Annotated in this window: 10 protein-coding genes; 3 read left to right on the forward strand and 7 right to left on the reverse strand. The window is 73.7% G+C overall.

What is annotated here, in order from left to right:
- The first annotated feature begins 117 nt into the window (after positions 1-117).
- Positions 118-1,599, forward strand: a complete 1,482-nt coding sequence (locus BUB17_RS20605) for an asparagine synthase-related protein (RefSeq protein ID WP_208983523.1) — start codon at positions 118-120, stop codon at positions 1,597-1,599.
- 77 nt (positions 1,600-1,676) lie between these two features.
- On the opposite strand, the gene BUB17_RS20610 is transcribed toward BUB17_RS20605, so the two are convergent.
- Genes BUB17_RS20610 through BUB17_RS20625 form a run of 4 tightly spaced genes read right to left on the reverse strand, consistent with a single transcriptional unit; the run spans position 1,677 to position 5,354 of the window.
- Positions 1,677-2,669: a glycine betaine ABC transporter substrate-binding protein gene (locus BUB17_RS20610; protein WP_072920557.1), complete on the reverse strand. Its 993-nt coding sequence runs from the start codon at positions 2,667-2,669 to the stop codon at positions 1,677-1,679.
- 53 nt (positions 2,670-2,722) lie between these two features.
- The gene (locus BUB17_RS20615; RefSeq protein WP_072920565.1) at positions 2,723-3,502 is read right to left on the reverse strand and encodes an ABC transporter permease; all 780 of its coding nucleotides are present in this window, start codon (positions 3,500-3,502) and stop codon (positions 2,723-2,725) included.
- 2 nt (positions 3,503-3,504) lie between these two features.
- Positions 3,505-4,731: a betaine/proline/choline family ABC transporter ATP-binding protein gene (locus tag BUB17_RS20620; RefSeq protein ID WP_141243123.1), complete on the reverse strand. Its 1,227-nt coding sequence runs from the start codon at positions 4,729-4,731 to the stop codon at positions 3,505-3,507.
- Entirely contained in the window at positions 4,728-5,354 is a 627-nt protein-coding gene (locus tag BUB17_RS20625) for an ABC transporter permease (RefSeq protein ID WP_208983525.1), read from the reverse strand. Before BUB17_RS20625 ends, BUB17_RS20620 begins: the two co-directional genes overlap by 4 nt.
- 204 nt (positions 5,355-5,558) lie before the next feature.
- Here BUB17_RS20625 and pgm point away from each other — a divergent pair, with 204 nt between their 5' ends.
- The gene (gene pgm / locus BUB17_RS20630; RefSeq protein WP_072920558.1) at positions 5,559-7,193 is read left to right on the forward strand and encodes a phosphoglucomutase (alpha-D-glucose-1,6-bisphosphate-dependent); all 1,635 of its coding nucleotides are present in this window, start codon (positions 5,559-5,561) and stop codon (positions 7,191-7,193) included.
- A gap of 116 nt (positions 7,194-7,309) precedes the next feature.
- Here the strand turns inward: pgm and glpK (BUB17_RS20635) are convergent, their stop codons facing one another.
- From glpK (BUB17_RS20635) to BUB17_RS20645, 3 genes are all read right to left on the reverse strand, one after another.
- Positions 7,310-8,539: a glycerol kinase GlpK gene (gene glpK, locus BUB17_RS20635; RefSeq protein ID WP_244277400.1), complete on the reverse strand. Its 1,230-nt coding sequence runs from the start codon at positions 8,537-8,539 to the stop codon at positions 7,310-7,312.
- 150 nt (positions 8,540-8,689) lie between these two features.
- Positions 8,690-10,198 (reverse strand): glycerol kinase GlpK, encoded by a 1,509-nt coding sequence (gene glpK, locus BUB17_RS20640; protein ID WP_072920559.1) that lies wholly within the window; start codon positions 10,196-10,198, stop codon positions 8,690-8,692.
- A 150-nt stretch (positions 10,199-10,348) separates the two neighbouring features.
- Positions 10,349-11,101, reverse strand: coding sequence for an IclR family transcriptional regulator (locus BUB17_RS20645; protein ID WP_072920560.1), 753 nt, complete (start codon positions 11,099-11,101; stop codon positions 10,349-10,351).
- 111 nt (positions 11,102-11,212) lie between these two features.
- Between BUB17_RS20645 and BUB17_RS20650 the strand changes: the two genes are divergently transcribed.
- Positions 11,213-12,943, forward strand: a complete 1,731-nt coding sequence (locus BUB17_RS20650) for a glycerol-3-phosphate dehydrogenase/oxidase (RefSeq protein ID WP_072920561.1) — start codon at positions 11,213-11,215, stop codon at positions 12,941-12,943.
- Positions 12,944-13,161: the final 218 nt, after the last annotated feature.

The raw sequence follows: 13,161 nt of genomic DNA on the forward strand, positions 1-13,161 counted from the left end.
GACGCCCCGCTGAGGAGGCGTCGCACCCCCTCCGGCGGCGGCCGGGCGCCGGGTCCGCGACCGGCCTACCGTCGGAGGGGACCCGGTGCTGCACCGGTCGGGAAGGGGTCTCCTCAGGTGTGCGGTATCGCCGGCGGATGGGGCGCGGTGGCGCCCGAGGACGTCGCGGCCATGGCGGCGGCGCTCACCCACCGGGGGCCGGACGACGCCGGGATGCACGTGGCCGGCCGGTCGGTGCTCGGTCACCGGCGGTTGTCGATCGTCGACCTGGAGCGCGGGGCGCAACCGATCATCGACCGCTCGGGCCCCCACGAGGTCGTCGTCGTCGTCAACGGCGAGATCTACAACGCGCCGGCCCTGCGCCGCGAGCTGGCTGGGCGCCCCTGGCGGACCGGCTCGGACAGCGAGGTGGTGCTCCACCTCCTGGACGGCCGTGATCCCGGCCCTGACGGTCCCGCCGACACCGCCGCGACCGCTCGGCTGCGCGGCATGTTCGCCTTCGCGGTGCAGCGGGACGGAGAGCTGCTGCTCGGCCGGGACCCGGTGGGCATCAAGCCCCTCTACCTCGGCCGGCGCGGTGCGGGCACCGTGTTCGCCTCGGAGGTGAAGGCCTTCCCCGCAGGCACCCGCGACGTGCGCCCGCTGGCGCCCGGGACGCTGTGGTCGTCCCGCACGGGCGTCGCCCGCTTCGGCGCGATCCCCGACCCGGAGCCGCGCGCCGGACCGCCGGCCGCCTCCGTCCGGTCGGTGCGGGCGGCCCTGGAGCGCTCGGTGGACCGCCACCTCATGGCCGACGTGCCCGTGGGCGCCTTCCTCTCCGGCGGGCTGGACTCCAGCGCCATCTGCGCCCTCCTGGCCCGGCGCGTGCCTCGGCTGCACACGTTCGCCGTGGGGCTCCCCGGCAGCCCGGACCTGGTCGCCGCCCGCCGCGTGGCCGAGCACCTCGGGACCGTCCACCACGAGCGGGTGGTCGACCCGGCCGAGGTCGCGGCGGCGCTGCCACGCATCGTCTGGTCGCTGGAGTCCACCGACCCCGACCTGGTTCGCAGCGCCGTCCCCACCTGGTTCGTCGCCGAGCTCGCTGCCCGGCACGTCAAGGTGGTGCTCACCGGTGAGGGCGCCGACGAGCTGTTCGCGGGGTACCGCTACCACGCCGACGTCCCTCGGGAGCTGTTGCACGCCGAGCTGCGGCGGTCCCTCGGCGAGATGCACGCGATCAACCTGCAACGCGTGGACCGGATGACGATGGCGCACAGCCTGGAGGCCCGGGTCCCCTTCCTCGACCTGGACGTCGTCGAGACGGCTCTGCGGGTACCGGTCGACCTCAAGCTGCCACCCGGCGGCCCGGAGAAGTGGGTCCTGCGCGAGGCGGTGGCCGACCTGCTGCCACCGGAGATCGTGTGGCGCACCAAGTCGCAGTTCGACGAGGGCACCGGCGTCGGGGACCTCGTCGACCGGGCGCTGGCCGACCACTGGTCCCAGGCCGGGGACCGGCCGCTCGAGGCCGTCCTCGCCAGCGTGGCCGAGCCGGAGATGGTGGCCCACGTCGCGGCCGTCGCCGGCCGGTGGACCGCCGGGCGGCTCGGGAAGGTGGCCTGAGCCGTCGGCGACCTCCCGGCGGAGGGTCGGTCGGCGTCCCCCGCCCGCTCCCCGGCCCGCAGCGCGGGCCGGCGTCGTCAGTCGATGAAGCCGTTGTCCCGGAGGAACTGCTGGGCCACCTCGGGGACCTCCTCGCCGTCGTTGTCGACCCGGGAGTTCAGCTCGGTGATCACGTCGTCGGTGAGCTGCTCGCTGATCGGCGCCATGACCTCGGCGATCTCGGGGTTCTCGTCGAGCACCTCCTGGCGGACGGTCAGCGCGCCGTTGTAGGGGACGAAGAAGTCCTGGTCGTCCTCGATGACGGTCAGGTCGTTGGAGACGATCCGCGCGTCGGTGGAGAAGACCTCGCCGAAGGTGCAGCTCTCGCCGACCTGCGTGTAGATCAGCCCCAGGTCCAGCTCCACGACCTCGCTGAACTCGAACCCGTAGGCCTGCTGCAGGCCGGGCAGGCCGTCGTCGCGGTTGAGGAACTCGCTGGCCGCGCACAGGGTGCCCTGGTCGGGGTTGGCCTGGACGAACGCGGCGACGTCGCTCATCGTCCCCAGGCCGTTCTGCTCGGCGAACTGCGACGTGGCTGCGATCCGGTAGGTGTCCTCGAAGGGGGCAGGCTGGAGCCAGACCACGCCGTTGGCGGCATCGGCATCGGCCACCGCCGAGGAGAGGTCCTCGGGGAGGTCCTCGCTGGTGTTGCCGAGGATGTTGACCCAGCCCGTGCCGGTGTACTCCCAGTACATGTCGATGTCGCCGCTCTCCAGGGCGGCCCGCACGGTGTCGGTGCCGGTGAGCCCGGTCTGGTCGGCGACGTCGGCACCGGCGGCCTGCAGCGCGGCGATGGTGATGTGGCCGAGGAGCTGTGACTCGGTGAACTCCTTCGAGCCGACGGTGAACGAGGCGCCGGAGAGGTCGAACTGCTCGCCGATGGACCCGCCGCCGGCGTTCCCCCCGCCGCCGCCACCGCCGCCACCACCAGCCCCACCGGCGTCACTGAGGTCGGTGTCCCCGCCGCAGGCGGTGGCCAGCAGCGCGGTCAGGCCCAGCGCGGCTGCCGTGGACCAGGTCCTCGTCGTCATGGGTGTCCCTCTCTGTCGGGGTCTCCGGGGTCGGGCGGGTTCGCGGACGGGAGTCACAGGCCCTTGGGTCTCAGCACGTCCTCCGCGACGCCGGCCAGGTGGTCGACGAACAGGGCGAGGACGGCGGTGAGCACCGCTCCGGTGAGCGAGACCAGGAAGCGGTTGGTGGAGAAGCCGGCGACGATCAGCGTGCCGAGGCCCCCGCCGTTGATGTAGGCGGCGAGCGTGGCCGTCCCGACGTTGATCACCAGCGCCGTCCGGACCCCGGCGAGGATCACCGGGACGGCCAGCGGCAGTTCCAGCCGGCGCAGCACCTGGCCCGTGGACAGGCCCATCCCGCGGCCGGCCTCGAGCACGGTCGGGTCCACCTGCTCCAGCCCGACCATCGTGTTGCGCAGCACCGGCAGCACCGCGTAGAGCACGAGTCCGACGACCGCCGACCAGAAGCCGAGGAAGAGGAAGGCCACGGCCAGCAGGGCCAGCACCCCGATCGTCGGTACCGCCTGCCCGATGTTGGCGACGGTGAGCAGCGCGCCGCGGAACCGGCGGGTGAACGGCCGGGTGAGCAGGATGCCGAGCGGGACCGCCAGGCCCACCACCAGCACCGTCGACACCGCGGTCAGCTGCACGTGCCGGACGACCGCCTCGCTGATCGTCGAGGCGTTGAGACTGCGCGCCTCGATGCTGTCCAGGGGCTGGCTGCCGACGTAGAGCCACAGCCCCAGGCAGACCAGCGCGAGCACCGCCGGGAGCGCGAGCCAGCCGATCCAGGCCCGTCGCGGCCGGTCGCCCGCGGCGCTGACGAGCGGGTCGGCGCCCGCCGGTGCCGACACCGTCACCGCCCCCCCGCGGTGGTCGCGTCCGGCTCCTCGCCCTCGTCCAGGGCGTGCCGGGCCGCCCGATCGGAGTCGTCGCGCATCGACCGGATCGCCTCGGTGATCCGGTCGATGTCCACGACCCCCTGGTAGACGCCGTTGCGGTCGACGACCGTGGCGACGCTGTAGCGCGCCGTGATCAGCTCGTTGAGGGCGTCGCTGAGCGTCGCGTGCGGCTCGACGAGCGCCTCGGGGCGCAGCCCCACCCGGTCCAGCGGCTGCCCGTCGGCCCGCTGCAGGTCCGCGGCCCCGACCCACCGGCGCGGGCGGCCCTGCGCGTCCAGCACCAGCAGCGCGCTGCGTCCGGACCCGCGCAGCACGGTCAGCGCCTGCTCCGCGGGGGTGTCCTCGGGCACGGTCGGCCACTCGCTGAGCCGGATGTCGCGCACCCGGCTGAGCCCGAGCCGCTTGAGCGACGCGCCCCGGCCGATGAAGTCGGCCACGAAGTCGTCGGCGGGCCGGGTGAGGACGGCCTCCGGGGTGTCGTACTGGACGACCCGCGAGCCCTCCCGGAGGATCGCGATCCGGTCGCCCATCTTGATCGCCTCGTCGATGTCGTGGGTGACGAAGACGATGGTCTTGCGCACCTCGGCCTGCAGCCGCAGGAACTCGTTCTGCAGACGGTCCCGGGTGATGGGGTCGATGGCGCCGAACGGCTCGTCCATGAGCATCACGTCGGGGTCGGCCGACAGCGCCCGGGCCACGCCGACGCGCTGCCGCTGGCCGCCGGAGAGCTCCTTGGGATAGCGGCCGCGGAACGTGGCGGGGTCCATCCCCACGGTCGCCAGCAGTTCGTCGACGCGGGCGCCGACGCGCTGCTTGTCCCAGCCGAGCAGGTCGGGGACCGTGGCGATGTTCTCCGCGATGGTCATGTGCGGGAAGAGCCCGATCTGCTGGATCACGTAGCCGATCCGCCGGCGCAGCTGGTCGGGGTCGCCGTGGGTGACGTCCTCACCGCCGAGCAGGATCCGGCCGGACGTCGGCTCGATGATCCGGTTGATCATCTTCATCGTCGTCGTCTTCCCGCAGCCCGACGGCCCGACGAGGATGACGATCTCCCCCTCGGGGACGTCCAGCGTCAGGTCCTCGACGGCCGGCGTCGCCTGGCCGGGGAAGGTCTTCGTCAGGTTCTCGAGCCGGATCATGGTCCGGCCGGCCGGGGCGCCGTCGTGCGCGCGTGCGGTCATCGGAGACCCTTCGAGGTGGTCAGCTTGCCGAGCAGGGTGAAGACGGCGTCGAAGAGGACGGCCACGACGACCACCCCGACGATCCCGGTCAGCACGAGGTCCACGGCCACGGGTGCGCCGACCCGTGCCAGCCCGGTGAAGATGAGGTTGCCGTAGCCGGGCCCGTTGACGACCGCCCCGATGGCGGCGATGCCGACGAGGATGACCGTGCTGACGCGGATCCCGGTCAGCACGATCGGCCAGGCCAGGGGCAGCTCGATGCGCCGCAGCCGCTGCCACCGGGACAGGCCCATGCCCTGCGCGGACTCGACGACCGCCGGGTCGACCGACAGCAGGCCGGTCACCGTGTTGCGCACCACGGGGAGCAGCCCGTACATGGTCAGGGCGATGACCACCGGGGTCGTCCCGAGGCCCACGATGCCGAGCAGCAGGACGAACAGCGCGAACGACGGGATGGTGAGGAAGGCCCCGGTCACCGCGATGGCGGCGGTGCGGGCCGTGGGGCTGCGGTAGGACAGCACCCCCAGCAGGACGCCGAGGACGGCGGAGAGCGCCACCGACACCGCCACGACACCGATGTGCTCGATCCCGCGCTGCAGGACGTCGTCCCGCCGATCCCACACGAAGTCGACGAAGTCCAGGGTCGTGGCTCCCCTCGTCGGCGCCTCCGACCCGACCGGAGGGGACCGTCTTCGCTGGTCAGCGCCGACGATCCCGGAGCACGGCACGCGCTCGCAACCCGGGGGACCCCCGGGTGCGGTCATCGGGATCGGATCGTTGCATTCCCCGGCGCGCGGCGATCGGCCAGGGAGGGCCAGGATCGGCGCATGACCGACCCCCGTGCCGGACAGCCGGCCGCCCCCGGCGACCTCGTCGACGTCGCCTCGCTGGTCACCGCGTACTACACGCTCGAGCCGGACCCGGCCGACCCGGCGCAGCAGGTGGCGTTCGGCACCTCCGGGCACCGCGGGTCGGCGTTCGACCGGGCGTTCAACGAGGCGCACATCGTCGCCACCACGCAGGCCATCTGCGAGTACCGCGCCGCCCAGGGGTACGACGGGCCGCTGTTCATCGGCCGCGACACCCACGCCCTGTCCGAGCCGGCCTGGGCCTCGGCGCTGGAGGTGCTGGTCGCCAACGACGTGACCGTGCTGGTCGACGCCGCGGACCGGTACACGCCCACGCCGGCGGTCAGCCACGCCATCCTGCGGGCCAACCGGGGCAGGAGCTCCGGCCTGGCCGACGGCATCGTCGTCACCCCGTCGCACAACCCGCCCCGCGACGGCGGCTTCAAGTACAACCCGCCCAACGGCGGCCCGGCCGACACCGACGCGACCAAGGTCGTCGCCGCCCGCGCCAACGAGCTGCTGCAGGACGACCTCGAGGGAGTGCGGCGGATCCCGTTCGCCCGTGCCCGGGCGGCCGCGCAGGCGCACGACTTCCTCGGCGACTACGTCGACGACCTGCCGTCGGTGCTCGACCTCGACGCGGTCCGCGGGGTCGGCGTGCGCATCGGCGCCGATCCGCTCGGCGGCGCCAGCGTCGACTACTGGGGGGCGATCGCCGAGCGGCACCGCCTCGACCTGACCGTCGTCAACCCGCTGGTCGACCCGACCTGGCGGTTCATGACGCTGGACTGGGACGGCAAGATCCGGATGGACTGCTCGTCGCCGTCGGCGATGGCCTCGCTCATCGGCAAGCGGGAGCGGTTCCAGATAGCCACCGGCAACGACGCCGACGCCGACCGGCACGGCATCGTGACCCCCGACCGCGGGCTGATGAACCCCAATCACTTCCTCGCCGTGGCGATCGCCTACCTGTTCGCCCACCGGCCGGAGTGGGGTGGCGAGGTCGTCGTCGGCAAGACGCTGGTGTCGTCGTCCCTCATCGACCGGGTGGTGGAGGGGCTGGGGCGGCAGCTGGTCGAGGTGCCGGTCGGCTTCAAGTGGTTCGTCCCCGGCCTGCTCGACGGGTCGGTCGGCTTCGGTGGCGAGGAGTCCGCCGGCGCTTCCTTCCTCCGGCGGGACGGCGGTGTCTGGACGACGGACAAGGACGGCATCCTGCTGGCGCTGCTGGCCAGCGAGATCCAGGCGGTCACCGGCAGCTCGCCGTCCCAGCTGCACGCCGAGCTGACCGCCCGGTACGGGGAGTCGGCCTACGCCCGCATCGACGCGCCGGCGACCCGCGAGCAGAAGGCGGCGCTCGGGAAGCTCTCGCCGGAGGACGTGACGGCGACCGAGCTGGCCGGCGAGCCGATCACCGCCAAGCTCACCCGCGCGCCGGGCAACGACGCGGCCATCGGCGGGCTCAAGGTGACCACGGAGAACGCCTGGTTCGCCGCCCGCCCGTCGGGCACCGAGGACGTCTACAAGGTCTACGCGGAGTCGTTCCGGGGCCCCGACCACCTGGCGCAGGTGCAGGAGGAGGCCAAGGCCGTCGTCACCGCCGCGCTGGGCGGCTGACGGCCGTCCGGTCCCCGGCGCGGACCCCGGAGGGGTCCCGCCGGGGATCCGGGGGTGGGCTCAGCTTGGGTCGGGGACGGCACCTGGCCGCGGTGTCGTCCGGTAGGACGACGGTGTCATCGCACGTCCTCGTCCACCCAGTCGAGGCTCTTGGTGACCGCCTTCTGCCAGTTGCGGTAGTAGCGCTCGCGCTCCTCGGCCGGCATCCGCGGCTCCCAGCGCTTGTCCTCGGCCCACTTGGCGGTCAGCTCGTCGAGGTCGGACCAGAAGCCCACGGCGAGCCCGGCCGCGTAGGCCGCGCCCAGCGCCGTCGTCTCGGCGATCTTCGGCCGGATCACCGGGACGTCGAGGATGTCGGCCTGGAACTGCATGAGCAGCTCGTTGCCGACCATGCCGCCGTCCACCCGCAGCTCGGTGAGGTCGACGCCGGAGTCGGCGTTCATCGCGTCGAGCACCTCGCGGGTCTGGTACGCCGTCGCCTCGAGCACCGCCCGGGCCAGGTGCCCCTTGTTGACGTACCGGGTGAGCCCGACGATGGCGCCGCGGGCGTCGGAGCGCCAGTGCGGCGCGAAGAGCCCGGAGAAGGCGGGCACGAAGTACGCGCCGCCGTTGTCCTCGACCGAGCGGGCCTGGTCCTCGATCTCCGGGGCGCTCGTGATCATCCCGAGGTTGTCCCGGACCCACTGCACCAGCGATCCGGTGACCGCGATCGAGCCCTCCAGGGCGTACACCGGCTTGCCGTCGCCGAGCTGGTAGCACATCGTCGTGAGCAGGCCGTTCTGCGACGGGACGGCCTCCTCGCCGGTGTTGAGCAGCATGAAGTTGCCGGTGCCGTAGGTGTTCTTGGCCATGCCCTTGGTGAAGCAGACCTGGCCGAAGGTCGCCGCCTGCTGGTCGCCGAGCGAGCCGGCGATCGGCACGCCGGCGAGGAACCCGGCCTTGCGGCCCCGGCCGTACTCCTCGGAGTTGGACCGGATCTCCGGGAGCATGGACGTCGGGATGCCCATCTCCTCGGCGATGTCGGCGTCCCAGGCCAGCGTCCGGTAGTCCATGAGCATCGTGCGGGAGGCGTTGGAGACGTCGGTGAGGTGCAGCCCGCCGTCGGCCCCGCCGGTCATGTTCCAGATCAGCCAGGAGTCGATGGTGCCCATGAGCAGCTCACCGCGCTCGGCCCGCTCCCGGGCGCCGGCGAACACGCCGATCCCCCAGCCGAAGTTGATGAGCAGCCAGTTGGCCCCGTTGCCGTACGTCCCCGGGAGGACGACGTTCGCGACCACCCCGACGCCGAGGAGTATCAGGACGCCGGTCCCGACGACCTCGCTGCCGAAGACTGTCCACAGGCTCATGCGCTGCTCCTCATCACCGGTGGTGCGTGGGCCCCGGAGCGGCGCCTGACCGGCACCGCCCCGGACGACGGCCGGGGCGGGTGACGCTATTCACACAGGTGGGAGGCGGACAACGGGTTCCGTCCGACGATGTCGGACAACCAGGACCGGTCAGCGCCGCTCGCCCCAGGCGATGCTCAGCTGCACCGCGCGCTCCCACTCCGGATAGGCGGCGTCCAGCGCGGCGACCCGGCCCGGGTCGGGCACCCACTGCGCCGAGCGGTGCCAGTTGCGCCGCAGCGCCCCGGTGTCCGACCACATCCCGACGGCGAGCCCCGCCGCGTAGGCCGCGCCGAGGGAGACCGTCTCCCCCACCATCGGGCGCACCACCGGGTTGCCGAGCACGTCGGCCAGGAACTGCATCAGCAGGTTGTTGGTGGTCATCCCGCCGTCCACGCGCAGCGCCTCCATCGGCAGGCCGGAGTCGGCGTCCATGGCCCGGACGACGTCCCGCGTCTGCCACCCGGTCGCCTCGAGCACCGCCCGTGCCAGGTGGCCCTTGGTGACGTAGGAGGTCAGGCCGGCGACCAGCCCGCGCGCCCGGCCGGCCCAGTGCGGGGCGAGCAGCCCGGAGAACGCCGGGACGATGTAGCACCCGCCGTTGTCCGAGACGGTGCGGGCGAGCGTCTCCACCTCGGCCGCCGAGCCGATCAGCCCGAGGCTGTCGCGCAGCCACTGCACCAGGGCGCCGGTGACGGCGATCGAGCCCTCCAGCGCGTAGTGCACCGGCTCCCCCGCCAGCTGGTAGGCCACCGTGCTGATCAGCCCGTGCCGGGAGCGCACCAGGGCGGTGCCGGTGTTCTGCAGCAGGAAGCTGCCGGTGCCGTAGGTGCACTTGGCCTCGCCGGGCGCGAAGCAGGTCTGCCCGAACAGCGCCGCCTGCTGGTCGCCGAGCGCCCCGCCGATGGGCAGCGGCACCGGCAGGGCGCTCGCGGTGCCGAGCACGCCGACCGACGGGCGGATCTCCGGCAGCATCGCGGCGGGGACGCCGAAGAAGTCGAGCAGGTCGGGGTCCCAGCAGCAGCGGCGCACGTCCATGAGCAGGGTCCGGCTGGCGTTGGTGACGTCGGTGACGTGCACCCCGCCGTCCGTCCCCCCGGTGAGGTTCCAGACCAGCCAGCTCTCCATCGTGCCGAACAGCAGCTCGCCGCGTTCGGCCCGCGCCCGCGCGCCCGGGACGGCGTCGAGCACCCAGCGCAGCCGCGGGCCGGCGAAGTACCCCGCGAGCTCCAGCCCGGTGCGCTCGCGCACGAGCGCGGCCTCCGGCCGGGCGGCCAGCTCCTCCACCAGGGGTCCGGTGCGGGTGTCCTGCCAGACCAGGGCGCGCACCAGCGGCCGGCCGGTGACGCGATCCCAGACCACCGTCGTCTCCCGCTGGTTGGCGATGCCCAGCGCCACCACCTGCCCGGGGGCGCCGGCCACGTCGCGCAGCGCCTGCGCGGCGGTGAGCTGCGTGTTCGCCCAGATCTCCTCCGGGTCGTGCTCGACCCACCCCGGTCGGGGGAAGTGCTGGCGGTGCTCGCGCTGGCGGACGGCGACCAGCCGGCCGGCGCGGTCGAACACGATCGACCGGGTCGAGGTGGTCCCCTGGTCCACCGCGAGCACGTACCGCTCGGTCACGGACCCTCCTCGCCGGCGCTCGTCGGCTCCGGAGCCGGCGGTGCCGTGTCCCCGCGTGACCTCGCGAGCTCGGTCACCGAACCTCCTCGCCGGCGCTCGGCGGTTCCGGAGCCGGCGGTGCCGTGTCTCCCCGTGACCTCGCGAGCCCGGTCACGTTCCCAGCTCCCGCGAGACGGCGGCCGCGGCCTGGACGACCATGGTCCGCACCGCCGGCCGCGCCCCCTCCGCGAACAGCTCCTCGGCCGGGCCGCTGACGCCCAGCGCCCCGACCACCAGACCGCCGGGGCCGTGCACCGGCGCGGCGATCCCGCCCACCCCCAGCCGGTACTCGCCGCGCTGCTCGGCCCAGCCGCGGGCGCGGGCGGTCTGCAGCTCGGCCAGCAGCGCCGCCGGTTCGACGACGGTGCGCGGGGTGAGCGCCTCGAGCGGGGCGTCGGCCAGCGCCCGGGCCAGCGCGGGCCGGCCGGCCAGCAGCACCTTCCCGACCGCGGTCGCGTGCGCGGGCAGCACCGATCCGACCTCCAGCTCCTGCGGTGAGTCGTCGGGCCGGAACACGTGGTGGACGACGACGACCCGCAGGCCGGCCGGCGTCCCGAGCCGGACGGCGAACCCGCTGCGGGCGGCGAGCGAGTCAGCCCAGTTCGACGCCCGGGACCGCAGCTCGTTGGCGTCGAGGTAGTGCGAGCCCAGGCCCAGCAGGCCGGCACCGATCGCGTACCGGCCGGTGCGCGGGTCCTGCTCGACGAAGCCGACTGCCAGCAGCGTGCGCAGCAGGCCGTGGGTCGTCGTCTTGGGCAGCCCGACGGCGGCCGCCAGCTCGGTCACACCCATCTGCCCGCCGGACTCCACGACGGCGTGCAGCAGGGTGGCGGCGCGTTCGATCGACTGCACGGTGCCGGGCACGGCCGGGAACCCTAGGCCCTGCGTGTACGACGATGTCGAACGAGCGACGTCGACCGGCCTGCAGCCTCGGCCTACCGTTGAGACGGAGCAGTTCCTGCAGGAGGAGTCGGCATGCCCGTAGTCCCCGCTCTCGGTCCCGAGCAGCGTGCCCGAGCCTGGGCCGAGCTGGCCGAGCAGCCGTTCGAGGTCCTCGTCGTCGGCGGCGGGGTGACCGGTGCCGGTGTCGCCCTCGACGCGGCGACCCGCGGCCTGCGGACGGCGCTGGTCGAGGCCCGCGACTTCGCCAGCGGCACGTCCTCCCGCTCGTCCAAGCTGTTCCACGGCGGCTTGCGCTACCTGGAGCAGTTCGACTTCACCCTGGTCCGCGAGGCGCTGCACGAGCGCGACCTGAGCGTCACCCGGATCGCACCGCACCTGGTCAAGCCGGTGCCGTTCCTCTACCCGCTGGAGCACCGGGTGTGGGAGCGGCCCTACGTCACCGCCGGCCTGACCCTCTACGACCAGCTGGCCCGGCTCGGCGCGCTGTCCACCCCCATGCCCCGGCACAAGCACCTCAGTCGCCGTGGCGCCCGGCAGGTGTTCCCCGCGCTCAAGCCCGACGCGCTCGTCGGCGCCATCCGCTACTACGACGCGCAGGCCGACGACGCCCGGCACACCCTCACCGTCGCCCGCACCGCGGCCGCCTACGGCGCGACCGTGCTCAACTCCGCCGAGGTCGTGCAGTTCCACCACGCCGGCGGCCGGGTCACCGGCGTACGCGTGCGCGACGTGGAGACCGGCGCCGAGGTCGACGTGCAGGCCGAGGTCGTCGTCAACGCCACGGGTGTGTGGACCGACGACATCCAGACCCTGGTCGGCGGGCGCGGCCGGTTCCACGTGCGGGCCAGCAAGGGCGTGCACATCGTCGTCCCCCGCGACCGGATCAACGGCGAGGCCGGGCTGATCCTGCGCACCGAGAAGTCGGTGCTGTTCGTCATCCCGTGGGGCAGCCACTGGATCGTCGGGACGACGGACACCGAGTGGGACCTCGACAAGGCCCACCCGGCGGCGTCGCGGGCCGACATCGACTACATCCTCGAGCACGTCAACCAGGTGCTCGCCGTCCCGCTGAGCCACGACGACATCACCGGCGTCTACGCCGGCCTGCGCCCGCTGCTGGCCGGCGAGTCGGAGATCACCAGCCAGCTGTCCCGCGAGCACGCGGTCGCCCGCCCGATGCCCGGCGTGGTGGCGGTGGCCGGTGGCAAGTACACGACCTACCGGCCGATGGCCGCCGACGCGGTGGACGCCGTCGCCGACGACGTCACCCGCTCGGTGCCGCCGAGCGTCACCGAGAACATCCCGCTCGTCGGCGCCGAGGGCTACCACGCGATGGTCAACCAGCTGCACGGGCTGAGCGAGCACTGGGGCATCCCGCACTTCCGCGCCGAGCACCTGCTCAACCGCTACGGCTCGGAGACCCCCCAGGTGCTCGGACTGGCCGCCGACGACCGCTCCCTGCTGGAGCCGGTGCCCGGCGCCGAGGAGTACCTGATGGTCGAGATGGTGTGGGGCGCCGCCCACGAGGGCGCGTTGCACCTCGACGACCTGCTGGCCCGGCGCACCCGCATCTCGATCGAGACGTCCCACCGGGGCGTGGAGTCCGCCGAGCCGGTCGCGCGGGCGGTGGCCGGCGTCCTGGGCTGGGACGAGGCGCGGATCGGCAACGAGGTCGACAGCTACCGGGCCCGGGTCGAGGCCGAGCGCCGCTCGCAGGAGGCCGCCGACGACCAGGCCGCCGACGCGGTGCGGATCGCCGCCCCCGACACCCGCGCCGTCGCCGTCGGACGCGCGCTCATGTGACGTCGTCGGCCTCCCGGCCGACACCGCGGTGACATCGCGGTCCTCCGGACCGCACCGCGGCCGGCTGCCGCCCCGGCCGCCTCGGAGCCGCTGCCCGTGTCCCGGTCGGGGACCCTCCGGGCTCCGCGGACGGTCCACCCCGGCCCGGTGCCGTCCCCGACCCTCGGGGACCCGTCCCCAGGTGCCGTGCCCGGCCTGCGCTGAGCCGCTGCCTGTGC

The organism is Geodermatophilus obscurus (assembly GCF_900143215.1).
In the GTDB taxonomy this organism is placed as follows: Bacteria; Actinomycetota; Actinomycetes; order Mycobacteriales; family Geodermatophilaceae; genus Geodermatophilus; species Geodermatophilus obscurus_A.